At 44.9% G+C, this 21,327-nt stretch carries 16 protein-coding genes; 10 read left to right on the top strand and 6 right to left on the bottom strand.

The window, feature by feature from the left end:
- Nucleotides 1–124: 124 nt before the first annotated feature.
- On the bottom strand, nucleotides 125–2,569 hold the full coding sequence (gene fadE, locus ACYJZR_RS11275; protein WP_406966218.1) for an acyl-CoA dehydrogenase FadE: 2,445 nt from the start codon (nucleotides 2,567–2,569) through the stop codon (nucleotides 125–127).
- Nucleotides 2,570–2,925: 356 nt separating this feature from the next.
- Here fadE and lpcA point away from each other — a divergent pair, with 356 nt between their 5' ends.
- Nucleotides 2,926–3,501, top strand: a complete 576-nt coding sequence (gene lpcA, locus ACYJZR_RS11270) for a D-sedoheptulose 7-phosphate isomerase (protein ID WP_005457680.1) — start codon at nucleotides 2,926–2,928, stop codon at nucleotides 3,499–3,501.
- Between the two features lie 52 nt (nucleotides 3,502–3,553).
- Complete coding sequence (locus tag ACYJZR_RS11265) at nucleotides 3,554–4,399, top strand: class II glutamine amidotransferase (protein ID WP_005481076.1); 846 nt, start codon at nucleotides 3,554–3,556, stop codon at nucleotides 4,397–4,399.
- Nucleotides 4,400–4,553: 154 nt separating this feature from the next.
- Here the strand turns inward: ACYJZR_RS11265 and znuB are convergent, their stop codons facing one another.
- Together znuB and znuC are read right to left on the bottom strand one after the other, a co-directional pair.
- Nucleotides 4,554–5,339 (bottom strand): zinc ABC transporter permease subunit ZnuB, encoded by a 786-nt coding sequence (gene znuB, locus ACYJZR_RS11260; RefSeq protein ID WP_406966219.1) that lies wholly within the window; start codon nucleotides 5,337–5,339, stop codon nucleotides 4,554–4,556.
- Nucleotides 5,332–6,120 carry a zinc ABC transporter ATP-binding protein ZnuC gene (gene znuC / locus ACYJZR_RS11255; RefSeq protein WP_025498707.1) on the bottom strand — a complete coding sequence of 263 codons (789 nt, stop codon included), beginning with the start codon at nucleotides 6,118–6,120 and terminating at the stop codon, nucleotides 5,332–5,334. Before znuC ends, znuB begins: the two co-directional genes overlap by 8 nt.
- A gap of 78 nt (nucleotides 6,121–6,198) precedes the next feature.
- Here znuC and znuA point away from each other — a divergent pair, with 78 nt between their 5' ends.
- The 5 genes from znuA (at nucleotide 6,199) to ACYJZR_RS11230 (ending at nucleotide 14,271) form a co-directional block, all read left to right on the top strand.
- Nucleotides 6,199–7,077 (top strand): zinc ABC transporter substrate-binding protein ZnuA, encoded by an 879-nt coding sequence (znuA, locus tag ACYJZR_RS11250; protein WP_021454320.1) that lies wholly within the window; start codon nucleotides 6,199–6,201, stop codon nucleotides 7,075–7,077.
- Between the two features lie 210 nt (nucleotides 7,078–7,287).
- Complete coding sequence (locus ACYJZR_RS11245) at nucleotides 7,288–10,659, top strand: helix-turn-helix domain-containing protein (protein ID WP_406966220.1); 3,372 nt, start codon at nucleotides 7,288–7,290, stop codon at nucleotides 10,657–10,659.
- Between the two features lie 881 nt (nucleotides 10,660–11,540).
- A complete protein-coding gene (locus ACYJZR_RS11240) occupies nucleotides 11,541–11,768 on the top strand; it encodes a FeoA family protein (RefSeq protein ID WP_005455496.1) in 228 nt (75 codons plus the stop codon).
- Entirely contained in the window at nucleotides 11,768–14,044 is a 2,277-nt protein-coding gene (gene feoB, locus ACYJZR_RS11235) for a Fe(2+) transporter permease subunit FeoB (protein WP_406966221.1), read from the top strand. The genes ACYJZR_RS11240 and feoB overlap by 1 nt, the downstream gene beginning before the upstream one ends.
- Nucleotides 14,041–14,271 carry a FeoC-like transcriptional regulator gene (locus tag ACYJZR_RS11230; RefSeq protein WP_005455490.1) on the top strand — a complete coding sequence of 77 codons (231 nt, stop codon included), beginning with the start codon at nucleotides 14,041–14,043 and terminating at the stop codon, nucleotides 14,269–14,271. The genes feoB and ACYJZR_RS11230 overlap by 4 nt, the downstream gene beginning before the upstream one ends.
- A gap of 117 nt (nucleotides 14,272–14,388) precedes the next feature.
- Here the strand turns inward: ACYJZR_RS11230 and ACYJZR_RS11225 are convergent, their stop codons facing one another.
- On the bottom strand, nucleotides 14,389–14,817 hold the full coding sequence (locus ACYJZR_RS11225; RefSeq protein WP_021449627.1) for an HIT family protein: 429 nt from the start codon (nucleotides 14,815–14,817) through the stop codon (nucleotides 14,389–14,391).
- Nucleotides 14,818–14,942: 125 nt separating this feature from the next.
- The gene (gene argS / locus ACYJZR_RS11220; RefSeq protein ID WP_025569837.1) at nucleotides 14,943–16,676 is read right to left on the bottom strand and encodes an arginine--tRNA ligase; all 1,734 of its coding nucleotides are present in this window, start codon (nucleotides 16,674–16,676) and stop codon (nucleotides 14,943–14,945) included.
- A 220-nt stretch (nucleotides 16,677–16,896) separates the two neighbouring features.
- Here argS and ACYJZR_RS11215 point away from each other — a divergent pair, with 220 nt between their 5' ends.
- A complete protein-coding gene (locus ACYJZR_RS11215) occupies nucleotides 16,897–17,496 on the top strand; it encodes a VOC family protein (RefSeq protein ID WP_023624131.1) in 600 nt (199 codons plus the stop codon).
- 73 nt (nucleotides 17,497–17,569) lie between these two features.
- Here ACYJZR_RS11215 and purU read toward each other — a convergent pair whose 3' ends face one another.
- Nucleotides 17,570–18,403, bottom strand: a complete 834-nt coding sequence (gene purU / locus ACYJZR_RS11210; RefSeq protein WP_005478783.1) for a formyltetrahydrofolate deformylase — start codon at nucleotides 18,401–18,403, stop codon at nucleotides 17,570–17,572.
- Between the two features lie 217 nt (nucleotides 18,404–18,620).
- On the opposite strand from purU, the gene ACYJZR_RS11205 reads away from it, so the two are divergent.
- A complete protein-coding gene (locus ACYJZR_RS11205; RefSeq protein WP_017448734.1) occupies nucleotides 18,621–20,531 on the top strand; it encodes an ATP-dependent DNA helicase in 1,911 nt (636 codons plus the stop codon).
- A gap of 56 nt (nucleotides 20,532–20,587) precedes the next feature.
- Entirely contained in the window at nucleotides 20,588–21,289 is a 702-nt protein-coding gene (gene tsaB, locus ACYJZR_RS11200; protein ID WP_218765253.1) for a tRNA (adenosine(37)-N6)-threonylcarbamoyltransferase complex dimerization subunit type 1 TsaB, read from the top strand.
- Nucleotides 21,290–21,327 lie beyond the last annotated feature (38 nt).

Raw genomic sequence — 21,327 nt, 5'->3', positions numbered from 1 at the left:
CTGTGGTTACAACGGTTGTCTGAGAGTGAGCATCGGATGCGTCGAAAGGGAGGGGGCGTTATTTGGAGTCAGAGTACAAGAAAACGGGAGCCAAAGCTCCCGTTTTTGTCTTTCTTATTGGTTTTTAAGCAACGCTATCCATTTGAGGGTAAAGTGGCTTTGCTGCCAATAGTTCCGGCTCAAAATCGTCAACGTTAATGGTATCGATACGATGTTGCTCGGCTTCTCTCAGCAGTTCTGCTTCTTCTTGAGTGATCACGCCTTGCTCTAGACCTTCTTGAGCAATCATATCCAAGCAGAGGAATGGACGACGTTTACCTTGCGCTTTACAAACTTTGTCGAACACAGGCTCAGCTTGAAGAATCACAGACAGTGCCAACTCAATCTTACCTGCTGGGTTGTGCTCTGTTGGCTCTAGGTACTGGCCACGGCCAATGCGCGAGCGTGTTGCACTTGGGGTTTGTAGAATACGTGCCACTTTGCTGTCTAGCTTGTCACTTGGTGCTTTGCGTACACGACCGAATGGCATAATCAGAACGCGAAGTGTGCGGCCAATGACTTTGTTCGGGAAGTTTGCTAGGAACTCATCAACGGCGATTTCTGCTTGTTTTAAGCTATCTTGTAGACCCCAGTGAACCAAAGCCAAATCTTCAGCTGGACGACCATCTTGTTCAAAACGTTTTAGTGTCGCGGAGCTTAGGTATAGCTGACTGAGAATGTCACCTAAACGCGCAGATAAGCGCTCTTTACGTTTCAACGAACCACCAAGTACCGCCATTGAGATATCAGACAGAAGCGCTAGGTTGGCACTGTAACGGTTTAGCTGTTGGTAGTAGCGTTTCGTTGCATCTTTAGTCGGTGCCGATGAACCGAGACCATCGCTTAAACCAAACCAAATACTGCGAACGAGGTTACTCATGGTAAAGCTCACGTGGCCAGCTAACGCTTTGTCGAATTTCTCAACCGCGTCGCTTGCTTCTGAGTATGCTGCGTTCATTTCTTCAAGCACGTATGGGTGACAACGAATCGCACCTTGACCGAAGATGATCATCGAACGAGTCAGAATGTTTGCACCTTCTACCGTTACGGCGATTGGAGAGCCTTGGTAGCCACGAGCGAGGAAGTTCGAAGGGCCTAAACAAATGCCTTTACCGCCGACAATGTCCATCGCGTCGATGATGCTTTGTTGACCGCGGTGGGTACAGTGGTACTTCACGATTGCAGAAATAACCGATGGCTTTTCACCTAGGTCGATACCTGCAACAGTTAGGTTGCTGGCCGCATCCATGACGTATGCATTACCGCCAAGACGCGCCAATGGCTCTTCAACGCCTTCCATGTGACCGATTGGTTGTTTGAACTGACGACGAATGCGAGAGTATGCACCCGTTGCCATCGCAGCCGATTTGATACCACCCGTCGAGTTAGAAGGTAGCGTGATGCCACGGCCGACCGACAGACATTCCACCAGCATGCGCCAGCCTTGCCCTGCCATTTTCTCACCACCGATGATGAAATCGATAGGAACGAAAATGTCTTTACCACGGGTTGGACCGTTCTGGAATGGCACGTTTAGTGGGAAATGACGGTTGCCGATTTCTACACCTTTCACATCCGTTGGGATCAGCGCACATGTGATACCAAGATCTTCTTTATCACCAAGCAGGCCTTCTGGGTCACGCAGTTTGAATGCAAGGCCAAGTACCGTCGCAACAGGTGCAAGTGTGATGTAGCGTTTGTTCCACGTTAGACGCATACCCAACACTTCTTTGCCTTCCCATTCTCCTTTACAAACGACGCCGTAATCTGGGATTGAGCCTGCGTCTGAGCCAGCCTCTGGGCTAGTTAACGCGAAACATGGGATTTCTTTACCTTCGGCTAGGCGAGGTAAGTAATAGTTTTTCTGATCTTCTGTACCGTAGTGTTGCAAGAGCTCGCCTGGGCCTAATGAGTTAGGCACACCAACGGTAGAAGAAAGTACGCCAGAAACACCCGTCAGCTTTTGCAGTACCAAAGATTGAGCGTATGCAGAGAACTCTAGACCACCGTACTTTTTCTTGATGATCATGGCGAAGAATTTGTTGTCTTTCAGATACTGCCAAACTTCAGGTGGTAAATCCGCGAGTTCATGCGTTACTTGGAAGTCGCTGACCATAGCACACACTTCGTTTACTGGGCCGTCTAAGAACGCTTGCTCTTCAGCGCTAAGTTTTGGCGCTTGAATTGCGTGTAATTTTTCCCATTCAGGTTTACCTTTGAATAGCTCAGCTTCCCACCATACGGTACCAGCATCGAGAGCTTCTTTTTCAGTTTGAGACATCGCAGGTAGCACAGTCTTAAACAACGCCAGTGCCTTACGGCTAATAAGCGATTGGCGGATACCAGAAACGGCAAAGACCGCGATTGCAAGCACATACAGTGTCCAGCCAATAACGCCAACTGAGCCTGTGATAGTCAGCACTAGCATGGCAGCAGTTAGTAGGCTGACGGATTTAACGAGTGACATTCTGTGGTAAAGCGTAATGCCTAACACAACAGCCATCGCAACGATAGAGAGCAAGATGTCCATATAATTTTTCCTTTTCAGACTTTATAAATGTTGTACGTCTGTATTTTGGTAAGAGGTCTAACCAGTTGGTATAAGTGTAATCAAAATATTAAAGAAATGTAAAACACAAGATTGAGTAAAAAGTGATCTAAGTAGAGTTAAAATTCTAAAGTTGCGAATTGAGTGATGGTTTCGTAAGCAAGTTGACAAGTTTATTACTGTCACCAATCCAAATCTGGAGGTTCACTATCGACACTAATTCTCGTTTGTGGGTAAACTCAGTGTTATGAAATGTCCGGTGCTAAAATGGCATCAGAACCATTTACTAAGGCGAAGCGAATGCGCATTTACGCCCGAAATAATAAAGAGAACGTCTTATGTACCAAGATCTGATTAGAAGTGAATTGAACGAAGCTGCTGAAGTGCTCAACAAATTTTTAAGCGATGACCATAACATTGCTCAAATCGAAGCGGCAGCGAAGATGATTGCCGATTCTTTTAAGCAAGATGGTAAGGTGCTGTCGTGCGGTAATGGTGGTTCGCACTGTGATGCAATGCACTTCGCAGAAGAGCTAACAGGGCGTTACCGTGATAATCGCCCAGGATACGCTGGTATTGCGATTTCAGATCCAAGCCACCTTTCTTGTGTCAGTAACGATTTTGGTTACGACTTTGTTTTTTCTCGTTACGTTGAAGCGGTAGGCCGCAAAGGTGATGTTCTGTTTGGTTTGTCGACATCTGGCAACTCAGGCAATATTCTTAAAGCGATTGAAGCTGCGAAAGCGAAAGGCATGAAGACCGTCGCACTGACGGGTAAAGATGGCGGTAAAATGGCTGGTCTTGCTGATGTTGAAATTCGTGTACCACACTTTGGTTATGCAGACCGTATTCAAGAAGTACATATTAAGATTATTCACATCATCATTCAGTTGATTGAAAAAGAGATGGAATAATTTTCTGCAGCCACTTTTTCGGCTGTGGTTTAGGTAAGGAGTTCGTTAAACGATGTGTGAATTGCTCGGCATGAGCGCCAATGTTCCAACGGATATCTGCTTCAGCTTTACAGGGCTGATGCAGCGTGGAGGTCGTACTGGCCCGCACCGTGATGGTTGGGGAATTACTTTTTATGAAGGTAAAGGTTTTCGAACCTTTAAAGACCCAAAACCAAGCTGTGAGTCCCAAATCGCTGAATTGGTGCAAAACTATCCGATCAAAAGTCGTGCGGTTGTGAGTCATATTCGCCAAGCAAACCGTGGCGGAGTGAATTTAGAAAATACGCACCCATTCACACGTGAGTTGTGGGGCAAGTATTGGACCTTTGCTCACAATGGTCAGCTGTCTGATTACCAAGATCTGTACACTGGGCGTCATCGTCCTGTTGGTCAAACAGACAGTGAGCTTGCGTTTTGTTGGCTGCTAAAGCAGATGGAAGATCGATATCCAGAGCCTCCTCAGGACATGGAATCTGTTTTTCTCTACATCGCTAAGTGTTGCGATCAGCTCAAAGAAAAAGGCGTGTTCAATATGTTGCTCAGCGACGGCGAATTTGTCATGACGTATTGTACTAATCACTTGTATTGGATTACGCGTCGCGCACCGTTTGGCAAGGCCGCTTTGCTAGATGAAGATGTGGAGATCAACTTCCAAGAAGAAACAACACCAAATGATGTTGTTTCTGTCATTGCAACTCAACCTTTAACCGGCAATGAGACTTGGCATCGAATGAAGCCCGGTGAATATGGTTTGTTTCACCTTGGTGAACTGATCCAAAACAATGCATCTGATTTGAAAGATGTGCCATTTGCAGCGCCCAAACCGGGTAATCAAGCTCCGACCGAACCGTTGGAATAACGACGTTTCTAGACATCAAGTTTTCCAAATAACAAAAAGGCAGTCACTCGACTGCCTTTTTTGTATCTGATCTTGTGTTGATTTTGTATGTAAGCTAGCAATAGCACTGAGAATTCTTAATCACCAGATCCGTTTGCTTAACTTGTGCTTATAACTAAGCTTTCCGCTGAATCAGTTGGCTCAGCATAAACAAAGAAGTCGCACTGATCACCACTGATGGACCTGCTGGTGTGTCGAAGTGCCAAGACAGACTCAGTCCCATTAGAACTGAAATCGCACCTATGATGGATGCGAAGAATGCCATTTGTTCTGGTGTAGAAGACAACTTGCGCGCTGTTGCTGCAGGGATGATCAGTAGTGAAGTCATGATAAGGGCACCGACAAACTTCATACCTACCGCAATCACTACACCCACCATCAGCATCAAGACCAGACGGATTAAGTCTGTGTTCACACCTTCTACAGCGGCTAGCTCTTCGCTGACGGTACTTGATAATAACGGTCGCCAGAATATGTACAAACATGCACTAACGGCAATTACGCCGGCATAAATAAACATCAAATCTTCTGGTGATACAGCTAATAAATCACCAAATAGGTAACTCATTAGATCGACACGAACATTGTCCAAAAAGCTTACTGACACCAAACCGATAGACAAAGAGCTGTGAGCCAGAATTCCGAGTAGGGTATCTGTGGCCACCAGTTGCTGCCTTTGCAGTGTTACAAGGAGTATCGCTAATGCTAAACAGCAGACTAGCAGCGCAAGATAGAGGTTAACGTTCAGTAAGAACCCGAGAGCGAGCCCCATTAACGATGCATGGGCAAGAGTGTCACCGAAGTAGGCCATTTTGCGCCATACAACAAAAGACCCAAGTGGTCCTGCGATGATTGCAATACCAATACCAGCGAGAATAGAAGGTAGAAGAAACTCAATCATGGTGATGATGTCCGTGGCTATGGTTAGAGCACGAGGTAGCGTCGCCCGATACTGGAGAGCCAGACAAATCGTGATGGTGATGCTCGTGGTCGTGATGATAAAACGCGAGTGATTCTCTCGCTGCGTTACCAAACAATGCTATGTAAGAAGGATGCTGAGTGATCGTTGCTGGTGATCCCGAACAACAAACGTGGTGGTGCAAACAAATCACATCGTCTGTTTTTGCCATGACCAAATGCAAATCATGAGATACCATAAACACAGCGCAATCGAAGCGGTGACGGATGCTTTCAATCAAATCGTATAGATCGATTTGTCCTTGAACATCAACACCTTGAGCTGGTTCATCAAGAACCAACAAGTCAGGGCGTTGTAGCAGCGCGCGGGCGAGTAGGACGCGTTGGTTTTCACCACCGGAAAGGCGGTGCATGTTGCTCTTAATTAAGTGCTCTGCACCAACTAGTCTTAATGCATCAAGGCATTCTTGTTTGCTGTACTTTCCTGCTAAATTTAAGAAACGGATAACGTTTAGCGGCAAAGAGTCGTTGAGTTTCAGTTTCTGAGGCACATAACCAATTTTTAGCTTTTTCGCTTTAACCAATTTTCCGCTAGTCGGCTTTTGAAGCCCTAAAATGACTTTAACTAACGTGGATTTTCCCGCTCCGTTGGGACCGATTAGGGTTGTGATTTTGCCCTTTTCTAATTCCATGCTGATGTTATCAAGAACTCTGCGATCATCGAACTCGACGCACAATTGTTCAAGACTGACTAATGAAGACATGAATGAAACTCATTTGCAAAACTATAATGTTATAATGTAACATTATCGCACTTTCTACGCCATATCCCAAGTAAAACTATGAAAAGAGCTTTAATTCTTGCTGCTTCAGCAATGTTAACCTTGCCAGCGCAGGCGATAACAGTACTTACAAGCATTAAACCGATCCAACTGATGGTGACTGAACTGACGGAAGGCGTCACTACTCCTGAAGTGCTAGTTCAGTCAAACGCATCACCACACGATTATTCGCTGCGACCTTCTGATGTAAAAAAAGTCGCGTCTGCGGATTTGGTGATTTGGTATGGTCATGATTTGGAACCGTTTCTTGAAAAAGTCGTATCAAATAGATCTAGTACACTGACGCTAAGCGAAATACCAAATCTAGCGCTTCGTGAGTTTGATAGTGAGCATTCGCATGATCACGACGGTCATGACCACGGTAGCCACGACCCGCACTTTTGGTTGGGTATTAAACCGGTTAAACAGGTCGCCCAAGCTGTTGTGAACAAATTGGCGGAAATCGATCCAGCTAATGCGAAAACGTACAGCAACAATCTTGTTAAATTTGAAGAACAGCTTGCGGCTAGAGATAAGGAAATAGAGCAGCAGTTAGCACCAGTGAAGAACCAAGGATACTTCGTTTTCCATGATGCGTACGGTTATTTTGAAGAGCGTTACCAGTTAAATAATCTAGGACACTTTACGGTGACTCCCGACCGAAAGCCGGGTGCCAAGACGCTGATTCAGATCAGAAAAACACTGGGATCAGGTAACGTGGTTTGTGTGTTTTCTGAGCCTCAATTTACACCAGCCGTTGTCGAGAGTGTGATGCGTGGCAGCGATGTGGCCAAAGGCGAGCTTGACCCATTAGGCAGCACGATCAAAGTGGAGCCAGGCAGTTACTTTAACTTGTTAGGCAACATGGCTGACAGTTTTGCGCAATGTTTGGCTAAATAAGGGTAATTAGTTGTAGTTTTGCGGATGAAATGTCTCTTTTACGTGATCTAGCAGTAAGAATTACAACCTTTGGCAAGACGAACCTTTTCTATAAAAGGAATTGAGATATCATTATCAATAATTAGCGGCTCAAAATAACCCTACTCACAAGAGCTACGGAAGGCCTATAGGGAGTTGAGTTGATATAAATTGATATATAAGGTTTTCGTCTTGCTTCGCCAACTTGTCCTGATTTTCTGGGGACTCTTCATATCATCTCAAGCATTTGCGCTGAACAACGCAAATGCCATCTTTTACCCTTTGCCTACTCAGGTTAAGGGCACTTTTATTGCTGCGAAAAAATTGTTCTTGGGCGAGCAAGGTGGGCTATGGATTCATGATGTACATGGCCGCGTTCTTTTTTATGACGGCCAGAATGTTCTGCCAAAATCAGGCAGTTTTTTGCAAACGACCGCAAAGCAGCTTGCGTATCATCAAGGGTCATTCTGGACCTTTGTCGAAAATGAGGTTTATCAGACCTACCCAAACAAAGAAAGGCAGTTGGTCTTTAGCCTTAACCCCGGGTCGCAAATTAGAAAAATAGGTTCATCAGGTGATTATATTTGGGTCAGTGATGGCGCACATTTTTATACCTACAACATCAAAACCAATGAACTTGATTCATTTTCACTGCTTCAACTTTATCAACATAGCAATAATAGTTATGTGTACATCAATGATGCGATTCTGATCGAAACCAAATGGGCGTTGGCTACAACATCTGGTGTCTATCTCTCTGAAGGTAATAAATTTGATCATGTGATTTCATCCGGTCAAAACTACATTGAAAAAGTGTACTACTCGCATACGAGACGCGAGATATTGGTTGGCACCTTAAAAGGCGCGTTGATCTTCAATATTTACGAGCCGAAAAAAGAGATCGTCAAAATTGGCGGCTCCCACGTACTGACGTTTTCAGAGACCAATCAAGAGTATTGGGTTGGTACTGAGCACGGTTTGTATCTCTACTCGTTTTTAACAGGTGAAGTTACTGAAGTTGAGCCTGCGAGCTTCTTAGAGTTAGAACTCGATAGCACTAAAATTTATTCCTTACTTAGCGACAACATGGGCGGAATGTGGATAGCGACCAACCAAGGCATTCGTTATTACTCTTTGTTCAGCAAAAAATTTGAGCGAGTCACCTTTAGTAGTTATGACTCGCAAACCTTATCTGGTCGTATCAGACAAACGGTAACAGGGCCAGATGGTGTGCTTTGGTTTGCCGATGACCGCAAACTGTATCGTTCTGGCGCGGAAGGGATTGTAAAAGTCTTAGAATTAGATTCTCAAATTAACGAATTTGCGTTCCAACGAGGCATGTTATGGCTTGCCACTTCAAAAGGTTTGGAGATATTCCAATTGGAGGGGCTGAAAAAGGTTAGCTTCCCTTATTTACAAGTAATGGCTGGGCATGCTGTTGAGCATATTGCTCTAGACGACACAAACCGTTTGTGGGTATCCAGCGGTTACCAACTTTACAACGTTGATATCGACAAGCAATCCGTCAGAAACTTTGGTAGCGAATGGATCGTGAGTCAGTACTTACCAGCTAAAGTGACGCGCTTATATGATACCGAAGATAAACTTTTTATTGGTACGGATCACGGCATTTATGAATACGATGATGAACGTATTCGTTTCAATCGTTTCTCGGAAAAATATGGCGAGTCGCTAGATATAGTGACAGCGGCGGATGGCTCTCAGTGGTTTGCCTCTTCCTATGGGTTGTTTAAAACAGTGGCTGGTGGCGAAGCCAAGCAAGTCTTGGAGATGAGTGTTGCGAATGCTCGTCCGGCGTGTTTGATCAGTGATGCGAAAGGTGTGTGGCTCGCATCTTCTGTTGGGTTGAGTTACTACCGATTGTCCGGTGAGTTAGTTAAACATTATTCATCTGCATCGGGCTTGATTAATAATGAGTTTATTCCTGGGATATGTAGCGTAGTGAAACGCACAGAAGATGGTGAACGTGAACTTGTTTTAGGCTCAAAATATGGATTAGTTAAAGCAGAGGCTTCAAAACTATTGGTGTCAAACCCGCCAGAATCCCGCTTTATTGTTAGCCAAGTGATGCTTGAAAACGATGTAATCCAAGTGGGGAGTTCCGACCTTGATGGGATTAAGCTGCCTTATGGTTCTTCGCTGAGTTTTCTCTTTGGCATCATGCCTAAACCGGATAGCCAGAACCTGTACTACCGCTTAAACGAAGACGATCGATGGCAGACCTTAGAAGGGGGTCAGTTAACCTTAGAGCACCTCAACTCTGGGGAATACCACCTTCAAGTGAGTAACGAGTCACAGGTAACGGCGGGCGTTGTTGGTTTAGAGTCTCGTTTTGAAGTGCTCAAACCATGGTATCTATCCCAGCTTGCGATATTAGGCTTTCTCGCCTCAATTTCTACGCTTATCGGCCTTATCATGTACTGGCGTTCACGATATGTTATGCAAGCAAACCGAGAGCTTGCTGCTCAGGTCACTCTAAAGACCAACCAACTAAGGCATCAAAGCCGCGTATTATTGACGAGTAACCAACAGTTAAGAAAGCAAATTCAGGTTAGAAATCTATTAGTTGACCATGTTGCTCAGTCTATAAAAACCAGCGTCGATTATATCTCGTCAAAATTGCCAGTGGAGAGAGACTCCATCACAGAGGATCACGTATCAAAAACTTACTGGCAGCTGAATGAGCTTAAAAGTGCTCCTGGTGATGCGAGTAACGGCAGTCAAAACTACAACCTAAGCCAAATTACGCAATCTGTGGTGGATGTGTGGCGAGACGATTTCGCCAAAGCGGGGATCTCTGTGGAGTTAGAGGATGAGAACAAGTCTAGCCGTATTGCTCTAGAGAGTTTTAATCTGGACGTTATCTTCAACAGTATCTTTGCCAACATCATCAAGCGCTCTTTCCGAGGTCAAGCCGTTAAAGTGATGTTAGAAGAGGGGCGGGACATTGTCTCACTCAGCTTTTTGGATTACGGAACGCAATTGCCAAATAAACTTTCTCTAAGTCGTCCTGCTAATAACAATGTGGACTTGAGTATAGACAATCTTTCGCAGTTGGTTACGGTGAGTGGAGGGCACTTAGCGGTGTTCACTTCTGATGCGCAGAATAAAATTGAGATTACTTGGCCGATGGCAAAAGAGTTGAGCCATGTCGAGGAAGTTTTACCAGAATTTGTGCCAGAAAACATCGCCGAAGAAAAAGCCAGTCCAGAGAATGAGTGGCTACAAAAGGTCTATCAGTTAGTTGCTGAGCATTACCATGACCCTGATTTTGGTACTGCGACAGCGGCTAAGATGTTATTTATGTCTGAACGTAGTTTACAACGCCGCTTTAAGTCGGCCTCGTCAAGAACGTTAAAAGATTATTTAACGGAGGTACGGTTAGAAACTGCTTGCGAACAGTTACTCGCAGGTGAAAAAATCAGTGAAGTGGCTTTCAATTGCGGTTTCAATGATCCCTCTTACTTCAGCCAGAAGTTCAAGTTGCACTTTGGTTTACCTCCATCAAAGTTCGCGATGGAACAAGACAGTCACGCAAATTAGTCTCCAATCTTTCGAGCATCGTTAATAGTTACAGCACGGATGTTATCTAAATCACCTCCTCACGTTTAGCGGCGTGATTCGTTCTGATACCGCAACTAAACCATTCTAGTCGCCTCGGGCTACGCAGCGTTCTGTTTTTTTGAGTTGTTCTGAGTAAGTAAAGCATCTGTACTTTCTTATGTAGTTCATAGAAATAAAGAGCTGCAATGCCTTTGCGTGTTGTTAGGTTAGAGTTTTTTTGCCTAATTTATGCGTTGTGATAGGTAAGTGAAACATCAATGCACAGCGTTGTAGCAGTTTGTTTTCGCCAAACAGCACATATAAATAGGATATAGAAAGCTTAACTAAAGTGCTTCTAGTTACAGGAGGTTGGTTGTTAAAGGTTTAAATCGGGAGTAGAAAAGAAGTGAAAAAAAATATCGTGGTATAGCCGGGGGGACTATACCACGGGTGTCAATGACACCTTCGCTTGCTGCCGGAGTGACATGTTGCCATGCCACCTCTGGAATTCTTTTAAGAGGTTGCCCTCTCGATGGAATAACTATACGAGACCTTACTTATTTTTCTTATAAAAATAACGACAGGTTGATATGAGAAAAGCGACAATGTTGATTTTTCATCTTAAGTTATTGATTTTATGTGATAATATTTTTTCTGATTAGGCGATGTTAAGTTTTTGTTTCTTTTTAATGGTTTTAAAAATGTCGATTTTGACGAAAATGACGAGGTAAAACTTAACGGAGTTAACGTTCAAAATATGAAAGGCAATTATGGAATCTTTGATTTCACACAATGAATGGAAGGGTATAGAGGAGTATTATCGCAGCCTAAATACTCTTAAATAATAATATTTATCATTAGCAATACTCTTAAGGGCCACTATGAAATTATCAGAAATTAAACCTGGCGATACGGTGACAATTCGTTTGTTAGATGGTCTTTCATCAGATATTAGAAAAAAGCTTATGGTAATGGGGCTACTTCCGAACACAGAAGTTAAGGTGATCAGACGCGCGCCGATGGGAGACCCACTACAAGTTGAGGTACGCGGTGTATCTGTTGCGTTAAGAGAAACCATTGCTCAAAAAATTGAAGTGGAGCGAGTGTAATGCAGTATCAAGTTCTTACCGTAGGTAACCCAAACAGCGGTAAAACCACTCTTTTTAATGGTTTGACTGGTGCCAAACAGCAAGTCGGTAACTGGGCGGGTGTGACTGTTGAGAAAAAAACGGGTCAATTTAAGCACGCGGGTGATGAGTTTTTACTGACGGACTTACCGGGCATTTACTCTCTGGATAGCGGTAACGATAGTAACAGTATCGATGAATCCATCGCTTCTCGTGCGGTGTTGACGCACCCAGCTGATTTGATCATCAACGTGATTGATGCCACCAGCTTAGAGCGCAGTCTATATATGACGCTGCAACTTCGTGAGCTTGGTCGTCCGATGGTTGTTGTTCTCAACAAAATGGATGCGTTAAAGCGTGAACGTCAGATGATCAACATTGCTGAGTTAGAAAAGACGCTAGGTTGCCCAGTGATCAGTTTGTCTGCCACTAATAAAGCACAAGTTGCTGAGTTTAAAGAAAAGCTCCACAAAGCCATAGTTCAGGGTGTTGCGCTAAAAGACTGCTCTTTGAATTACGGCGATAAGATGGAAGCAGCGATCGAGCATATTTCTTCTCTATTTAACGATCAAACCGTTTCTCATCGCGCATTAGCGATTCGTGCTCTAGAAAAAGACACGATGGTTCTCAATAGCCTGTCCGATCTTGATAGAAGCAAAGTACTGGAAGCGATTGCGACTTTAGATTTGGATATTGATTTACACGTTGCGGATACCAAATACACACATCTGCACGAACAATGTAAAAAAGTTCGCCGCAGTGAAGGCAAACTCAGCCGCAGTGTTACCGAAAAACTTGATCAGTTTATTTTGAACAAGTGGGTGGGGATTCCATTCTTCTTTGTTGTGATGTACCTAATGTTTATGTTCTCGATTAACATTGGTAGTGCATTTATCGATTTCTTTGATCTCGGCGTTGGCGCACTTTTGGTTGATGGCGGTCATCACCTATTGGATGGTCATTTGCCAGTTTGGCTTGTGACGGTTATTGCCGATGGTATTGGTGGCGGTATCCAAACGGTAGCGACCTTTATTCCTGTCATTGCGTGTTTATATTTGTTCCTCGCTGTGCTTGAGAGTTCGGGTTACATGGCTCGCGCTGCGTTTGTACTCGATAAAGTGATGCAGAAAATCGGATTGCCGGGTAAAGCGTTTGTGCCGTTGGTTCTTGGTTTTGGTTGTAACGTGCCGTCAATCATGGCAACACGCACTCTAGACCAAGAACGTGAGCGTAAGTTAGCGGCATCGATGGCGCCATTTATGTCATGTGGTGCTCGTTTACCTGTATATGCACTGTTTGCGGCGGCGTTCTTTCCTGGTTCTGGTCAAAACATTGTCTTTGCACTTTATCTATTAGGTATTGTGGCTGCGATCTTCACCGGTCTTTTCTTAAAGCACACTCTTTACCCTGGCAGCAGCGATAGCTTAGTCATGGAAATGCCCGACTACGAATTGCCAACATTGCAAAACGTCGTGATCAAAACTTGGCAAAAGCTTAAGCGCTTCGTGCTGGGTGCAGGTAAAACCATCGTTGTGGTTGTTGCTATCCTAAGTTTCCTAAACTCGTTGGGTACAGATGGCAGCTTTGGTAATGAAGACAGTGAAAACTCTGTACTTTCTAAAGCGGCACAAGTGGTAACGCCAGTGTTTGCGCCAATTGGTATTCAAGAAGATAACTGGCCAGCAACAGTTGGTATTATTACCGGTATTTTCGCCAAAGAGGCGGTTGTTGGTACGCTAAACAGTTTGTACACGTCGCCAAGTGATGGTGAAGAAGCAGAGTTCGATCTGATGGGGAGCCTAAAAGATGCGGTAATGAGTATTCCTGAGAACCTTGCAGGCTTGAGTTACTCTGATCCATTAGGCATTGAAGTGGGTGACCTAACAGATTCAAATGCGGTCGCAGAAGAACAAGAAGTGGATGCGTCTATCTTCGGCAACATTAAGTCTCAGTTTGTTTCTGGTCATGCCGCGTTTGCTTACTTGATCTTCATCTTGTTGTACACACCATGTGTTGCTGCGATGGGGGCGTATGTACGTGAATTTGGCCATAACTTCGCACGTTTTATTGCGGTATGGACGATGGGTTTAGCTTACCTATGTGCAACGTTCTACAATCAGTTGACGCATTTCTCTGAAAGCCCAATTACCAGCGGTGTCTGGATGTCAATTATTGTTGCAATCTTCATTGGAACTTATCACGTATTTAAACGTATTGGTAAAAAACAACATGGTGCGTTAGAGGCGCAAGTCGCATGATTTTAAATGAGCTTTATCAATATATTGCAGACAAAGGGACGGTCTCACAGTCTGAGCTGGCTAAGCAGTTTGGAATGAGTGAAGATGGCGCGGATGCAATGTTAAGCGTGTGGATCAAGAAGGGTAAAATTAGCCGCTTGGTTGATACCAATAAAGCTCGAGATGTGATGCGTGTGCGTTATGCCGTGACAAAACAAGACGAGTTGTCACTCACTGTTACTATGTAGTGGTTCATCAACCAAAGTTTACAAATAATAAAGCCGCGTCATTTCTGATGCGGCTTTTTCGTTTCTAATCAATAGCCTTGTCGCTGGCAAGCAAATCTCATAGCGGCTGAATATTAATTAAGCTTTATGGAAGATCGAGCTTAGCGACAATACATTTCCAATACGTTTGAGAATCTCATCTTGTTCTTTTTCGCTGCGAAACTCGCCGCTTGTGTTTCCCCAAATCGGCCCTGGCCATGCAACGTCGTCCTTAAAGCGTGCGATATGATGAATGTGTAGCTGCGGCACCATGTTACCAAGTGCGCCAAGATTCAACTTGTCAGGACGGAAAGTCGCTTCGAGCGCTTGGCTTACCGCTTGTGATTCAAGTAAAAACTGTTGCTGCTCTTTCATCGGTAAGTGGTGCAATTCTTTTAAGTTGGCACGTTTAGGAACTAAGATGACCCACGGCACTGCATTATCTTTATGTAGAAGTGCAACGCAAAGAGGGAAGTGGCCGATTACTGTGGTGTCTTTTGCCAATTGAGGGTGCAGTTCAAAACTCATTGTGGATATCCGATTCATTTCAATTTGAATTAGTATACGTCAGATAAAACAAAAGGTTGACGCTTTCACGTCAACCTTTGCAATCATTCAGCTTGTGCTACTTAAGTTATCAACTTAAAAGCGTCTTACATGCGCTCTAGCGTTTCGATACCTAGTAGCGATAAACCTTGCTTGATGGTTTTCGCTGTTAGGGCTGCCAGTTTTAGACGGCTTTGCTTAACGGCTTCATCTTCTGCTACTAGAATTGGGCATGCTTCGTAGAAGCTTGAGAATTGACCCGCTAGTTCAAATAGGTAGCTACACATGATGTGCGGTTGGCCTTCACGAGCAACAGATTGAACGGCTTCTTCAAATTGTAGAAGTTTAGCGATAAGCGCTTTTTCTTTTTCGTCAGTGATTTGGATATCACCTTGAAGTTCATCCATCGCTACACCAGCTTTAGCAAAGATAGAGGCAACGCGAGTGTATGCGTATTGCATGTACGGCGCTGTGTTACCTTCAAACGCTAGCATATTGTCCCAATCGAACACGTAGTCAGTCGTGCGGTGTTTAGATAGGTCAGAATATTTAACCGCTGCCATCGCAACTGTTTTAGAGATCTTCTCTTTCTCTTCAGCATCTAGCTCTGGGTTCTTAGATTCGATCAACTGTGCAGCACGAACTTCGGCTTCATCAAGAAGGTCCGCCAAACGAACTGTACCGCCCGCACGAGTCTTGAATGGTTTACCGTCTTTACCAAGCATCATGCCGAAAGCGTGGTGCTCAAGAGATACAGACTCAGGTACGTAGCCTGCTTTACGAACGATAGTCCAAGCTTGCATTAGGTGCTGGTGCTGGCGAGAGTCAATGAAGTAAAGTACGCGGTCTGCGCCTAGTTCTTCGTAACGGTATTTCGCACATGCGATATCCGTTGTGGTGTATAGGAAGCCGCCGTCGCGTTTCTGAACGATAACGCCCATCGCTTCGCCGTCTTTGTTCTTAAACTCTTCTAGGAATACAACTTGCGCGCCGTCATCTTCAACCGCAAGACCTTGTGCTTTTAGGTCCGCTACGATCTTAGGTAGCATGTCGTTGTACATGCTTTCGCCCATTACGTCATCACGAGTTAGAGATACGTTTAGACGATCGTAGTTGCGTTGGTTTTGGATCATGGTTATGTCAACCAGCTTCTTCCACATTTCTGCGCAGAATTCATCGCCGCTTTGCAGTTTCACTACGTAGTTACGTGCTTTCACCGCGAATTCTTCATCTTCGTCGTACAGCTTTTTAGATTCACGGTAGAAGCCTTCAAGGTCCGCCAGTTCCATAGAAACTTCGCCAGACTCTTGTTGTACACGCTCAAGGTTTGCGATAAGCATACCGAACTGAGTACCCCAGTCGCCGATGTGGTTCGCGCGGATCACTTTGTGACCTAGAAACTCAAGCGTACGTACTACCGCATCACCGATGATGGTTGAACGTAGGTGACCAACGTGCATTTCTTTTGCAACGTTTGGTGCTGAGTAGTCAGCGACGATAGTTTGAGCTTCTTCAGCTGCAACGCCAAGGCGTGAGTCAGCCAGTGCTGCGTCAGCTTGTTTCGCAAGGAACTCTTCGCTTAGGAAAATGTTGATGAAACCAGGGCCAGCGATTTCTGTTTTGCTCGCAATACCATTTAGGTCTAGAACATCCAGTACTTTCTGTGCAAATTCTCGAGGGTTAGTACCCAGTTTTTTAGCAACGCCCATTACGCCGTTTGCTTGGTAGTCACCAAATTGTGGCTTTGCTGATTGACGAACAGCAGCAGGGCTTCCTGCAGGTGCGCCAGCGGCTTCTAGAGCCTGAGATACTTTGTCATTAATAAGTGCTTGGATATTCACACGCGTTTCCTTCAATTCAAGGACGAAGAACTCGGCAAAATAGGCGCCGAGTTCTGTTGGAGTTCACAAAAATGGGGCTAATGATAACAACTTTATTGCTTTTCATACAGAGAGGATTTGGGGAAATTTTTACTTTTTCGATTGAATGGAAATGTCACTTTGTTTGCGTTTACTATTGCGCTCAGAGTAAAGAGATAAATCGCCCCAAAAGAGAGCCACAATGACTATTCAACTTGTTGAAAAACGCCTTACGCCTGAACTAATGCTCCAAGACTTAGATGTCTTCATGGGCAAGATTGAAGAGCTTGCAACCCTGTTAAAACTGGATCTGAGCTTTGCTCAAGCTGACCATATTGCATTGCGTATTAATGACCCTGAAACGGCAAAAGCTGCGCATGAGGCATGGAATCAATACGGCAAGGTGATTTCACAAGCGAAAATCAACGGTCGTCCAATTATCGTCATCGAATTCGACACAGCACTCGAAAGCCGCGGCTGGAAGATTGAGTGTCTGGAATTGCCATACCCAGCCGAAGGGAAAACCTATCCAACCGAAAGTTGGGAGCACGTGGAGTTTGTGATTCCATCTCATGCGGAAACCGCAGACGAGTTTTTGGCGGACTTGAAACACACTTATCCAGCGTTTGGCGCGCGTTTTGATGAGTTAGAAGAATTGGGTGTGAAGATCAAACTATCGAGCCCGAAAGGGGAAGGTGAACGCTTGAACAACCCAACCGTGGCGTTTAAGTACCAAGGTATTTGTATCAAGCTGCATCCGCATTCGCTCAAGCGTATAGTGGAGTCTGAGCAGGCGGAATAAGCAAACTTTGAACGACTAGAAAGAAGAAAGGGTTGCAAATGAGCAACCCTTTCTTTCATTCAAATGCGTGAACTTAAAGAATCACAGTCTTATTCCCATAAACAAAAACGTGGTCGTTAATTACCTTATTCAGAGCTTTACTCAGAACATTCTTCTCAACATCGCGGCCTGCTTGAGCCATATCTTGTGCGCTGAATGTGTGATCGACTGGAATAACATCCTGCTTGATGATCGGGCCTTCATCTAGGTCGTTTGTCACGAAGTGGGCTGTTGCGCCAATAATTTTTACGCCACGGTCGTAAGCTTGCTGATAAGGCTTAGCACCGATGAAAGCAGGCAAGAAACTGTGGTGAATGTTGATGATCTTATGGCGGTATTTTTCAACAAACGTTGGCGTGAGAACGCGCATGTATTTCGCTAGCACCAAGTAATCTGCATCGTATTGATCAATCACCTCTAACATCTTTTGCTCGTGTTCTTCACGGCTTAGATCTTCGTGCGTCACATAGTGGTAAGGGATATCAAAACGTTCAGTGAGGCCTTGCAACTTATCGTAGTTACCCACCACGGCGGCGATTTCTACATCTAAACTGCCATCGTAATTTTTCATCAGAATATCACCTAAACAGTGTGCTTCTTTCGTTACGAGAATCACGATGCGTTTACGGCGAGAGCCAATGAGAGTGCGTTTTGCACCTTGCGGTAGAGCTTGGTCTAAATCGGCAAGAAACGTTTGGTCGTTGAAGTACCCCTCCAACTCCGTTCGCATGAAAAAGTGCCCACTGGTGTTATCAACAAATTCGTTATTATGAACGATGTTGAGCTGATGTTTGTAACAGATATTAGTAATTTTAGAGATCAAACCCGGTGCGTCAGAACAATGGGTCAACAGTGTTTTCTTTTCCATAAATCAGATACTTCCATGCATTATTTTTCTAGCGTACGAAATATGTGTTTTCCCCAAAAGGGTCAACCGTACAGCAATCTGACTTCATAAATAATCTATTCTTGCCATGGTTTCAACAAATTATCAGTGTTGGGCCGTAAGCTGGCCATCTTACGGGCTGATGTCTCTCCCAAACGTCTGATATACTCACGACAATTTTTCTAACCAGATGTCAGGCATGATCGCAAAAACATTTTCCTCTGATGGCGCTTTAGGTAAAGCGATTCCGGGTTTTCAGGCTCGTCAGCCACAAATAGACATGGCTGAAGCCGTCAGTAGTGCGATCAAAGAACAAAGTCAGTTGGTGGTAGAGGCAGGAACTGGTACCGGTAAAACATTTGCCTATCTTGTCCCAGCGCTGTTGAGTGGGAAGAAAGTCATCATCAGTACTGGCTCGAAAAACTTGCAAGAGCAGTTGTACCATCGTGACCTACCGCTGATGGTCAATGCGCTCGGTTTTTATGGTCAAGTGGCGTTATTGAAAGGGCGTTCCAACTATTTATGTTTGGATCGCTTAAGTCGCCAGATGGTAGAAAGCCACACCAACGAATCCGACCCAACATTGTTGACCCAATTGGTGAAGGTGAGGTCTTGGTCCTCAGAGACAAAAACCGGTGACTTAGGTGACTGTGAAGATTTGCCTGAAGACAGCATGATCATCCCAACGATTACCTCGACAAACGATAACTGTTTGGGGAAAGAGTGTCCCAGCTATACTGATTGCTTTGTCTTGAAAGCTCGTAAACGTGCAATGGATTCTGACATCGTCGTGGTGAACCATCACTTGTTTCTCGCGGATTTAGCCATCAAAGAGACAGGTTTTGGTGAGTTGATCCCAGAAGCCGATGTCTTTATTTTCGACGAAGCTCATCAGCTACCAGACATTGCCAGTGAATATTTCGGGCAATCGGTATCGAGTCGCCAAATTCATGACCTCGCCAAAGACATTGAAATCGCGTATCGCACCGAAGCAAAGGACATGCGTCAGCTGCAAAAAGTTGGGGATAAACTGCTTCAAAGTGCGATGGATATGCGCATCGTTCTGGGTGAGCCGGGTTTTCGTGGCAACTGGCGAGAAGCGATGCAGTCTGAATCCATTAAGCGCGAATTGGTTCGTTTAACTGACAGCCTAGATCTGGCGATTGATGTGCTCAAATTGGCACTTGGTCGCAGCCAATTGTTGGATACGGCTTTTGAGCGTGCGAACTTGATCAAAGGTCGAATCGATCGTGTGTGTGATGTTGACATCACCGGCTACTCTTACTGGTACGATACTTCACCGCGTCATTTTACTCTGCATATTACTCCGTTATCGGTGGCAGATAAGTTCCATGAACAAATTGAAATCAAGCAAGGTGCCTGGATCTTCACCTCGGCAACGCTTGCGGTCTCTGGTGACTTTAAGCACTTTACCGATCGTCTCGGCTTAAAACCTAAACAACAGTTTTCGCTGCCATCGCCATTTGATTATGAAAAGCAGGCTCGCCTTTGTGTGCCTCGTTATCTTCCTGAGCCAAACAGCCCAGGTTTAGCGGACAAATTGGTGAGAATGTTAGCACCAGTCATTGAAGAAAATGACGGTCGTTGTTTCTTCTTATGTACTTCTCACAGCATGATGCGTGAGTTGGGAGAGAAGTTCCGTGAGGTGTTGGATCTTCCGGTTCTTATGCAAGGTGAAATGAGCAAGCAAAAGACTCTTGCAGAGTTTATGGAGCTGGGTAACGCTTTGCTTGTGGCGACGGGGGCGTTTTGGGAAGGGATCGATGTTAGAGGTGACGCACTGAGCTGTGTTATCATCGACAAATTGCCGTTTACTGCCCCGGATGATCCGCTGCTAAAAGCCCGAATTGAAGATTGTCGATTGCGTGGTGGTGAGCCGTTTGCTGAAGTGCAAATCCCCGATGCGGTGATCACTTTAAAACAGGGCGTAGGGCGTTTGATTCGAGATCAGAAAGATCATGGTGCATTGATCATTTGTGACAATCGCCTTGTCACCCGTGACTATGGCGGCACGTTCCTTGGAAGCTTGCCTCCGATCCCGAGAACACGAGATTTAGAACGTATCAAAGCGTTTCTTAAAGCAGAATAATTAGTCGCAGCCTGTGCTGTGATGTAACCAAATAAAATAGAGTTTTAGAGAGTTAAATGAGCGCAAAAATTCTTGCTATCGATACCGCAACTGAAAACTGTTCAGTTGCACTACTGGTTAATGACCAAGTGATTTCACGCAGCGAAGTGGCACCTCGTGACCACACGAAAAAAGTGCTGCCAATGGTTGACGAAGTGCTGAAAGAAGCGGGTCTAACTCTACAAGACTTGGATGCTCTAGCGTTTGGCCGTGGCCCTGGTAGCTTTACTGGTGTTCGTATCGGTATTGGCATCGCTCAAGGTCTAGCATTTGGTGCAGAACTGCCGATGATTGGTGTTTCAACATTGGCTGCGATGGCACAGGCAAGCTACCGCCTGCATGGTGCAACTGATGTCGCTGTAGCGATTGATGCGCGCATGAGCGAAGTTTACTGGGCACGTTATTCTCGCCAAGAAAACGGCGAATGGATGGGTGTTGATGAAGAATGTGTGATTCCACCAGCTCGTTTGGCGGAAGAAGCACAAACTGACTCTAAAATGTGGACAACAGCTGGTACAGGTTGGTCTGCGTATCAGGAAGAACTGGCGGGCCTGCCGTTTAACACTGCAGACAGTGAGGTATTGTACCCTGACTCACAAGACATTGTGATTTTAGCTAAGCAAGAACTAGAAAAAGGCAATACGGTTCCTGTTGAAGAATCTAGCCCGGTTTACCTGCGTGATAACGTGACTTGGAAGAAGCTTCCAGGCCGCGAATAATTAGGAAAAAATAAAGACGGGGCGGTAGCCCTGTCTTT

It is taken from the genome of Vibrio sp. RC2502, from assembly GCF_054850435.1.
This window is presented reverse-complemented; position numbering and strand designations above follow the sequence as displayed.

What these genes read in the sequence shown, in the direction of transcription:
- tsaB (WP_218765253.1), top strand. Translation starts at nt 20,588, where the DNA reads ATGAGCGCAAAAATTCTTGCTATCGATACCGCAACTGAAAACTGTTCA.
- ACYJZR_RS11230 (WP_005455490.1), top strand. Translation starts at nt 14,041, where the DNA reads ATGATTTTAAATGAGCTTTATCAATATATTGCAGACAAAGGGACGGTC.
- lpcA (WP_005457680.1), top strand. Translation starts at nt 2,926, where the DNA reads ATGTACCAAGATCTGATTAGAAGTGAATTGAACGAAGCTGCTGAAGTG.
- znuC (WP_025498707.1), bottom strand. Translation starts at nt 6,120, where the DNA reads ATGTCTTCATTAGTCAGTCTTGAACAATTGTGCGTCGAGTTCGATGAT.
- purU (WP_005478783.1), bottom strand. Translation starts at nt 18,403, where the DNA reads ATGGAAAAGAAAACACTGTTGACCCATTGTTCTGACGCACCGGGTTTG.
- znuA (WP_021454320.1), top strand. Translation starts at nt 6,199, where the DNA reads ATGAAAAGAGCTTTAATTCTTGCTGCTTCAGCAATGTTAACCTTGCCA.
- fadE (WP_406966218.1), bottom strand. Translation starts at nt 2,569, where the DNA reads ATGGACATCTTGCTCTCTATCGTTGCGATGGCTGTTGTGTTAGGCATT.
- ACYJZR_RS11205 (WP_017448734.1), top strand. Translation starts at nt 18,621, where the DNA reads ATGATCGCAAAAACATTTTCCTCTGATGGCGCTTTAGGTAAAGCGATT.
- ACYJZR_RS11265 (WP_005481076.1), top strand. Translation starts at nt 3,554, where the DNA reads ATGTGTGAATTGCTCGGCATGAGCGCCAATGTTCCAACGGATATCTGC.
- ACYJZR_RS11225 (WP_021449627.1), bottom strand. Translation starts at nt 14,817, where the DNA reads ATGAGTTTTGAACTGCACCCTCAATTGGCAAAAGACACCACAGTAATC.
- znuB (WP_406966219.1), bottom strand. Translation starts at nt 5,339, where the DNA reads ATGATTGAGTTTCTTCTACCTTCTATTCTCGCTGGTATTGGTATTGCA.
- ACYJZR_RS11215 (WP_023624131.1), top strand. Translation starts at nt 16,897, where the DNA reads ATGACTATTCAACTTGTTGAAAAACGCCTTACGCCTGAACTAATGCTC.
- ACYJZR_RS11240 (WP_005455496.1), top strand. Translation starts at nt 11,541, where the DNA reads ATGAAATTATCAGAAATTAAACCTGGCGATACGGTGACAATTCGTTTG.
- feoB (WP_406966221.1), top strand. Translation starts at nt 11,768, where the DNA reads ATGCAGTATCAAGTTCTTACCGTAGGTAACCCAAACAGCGGTAAAACC.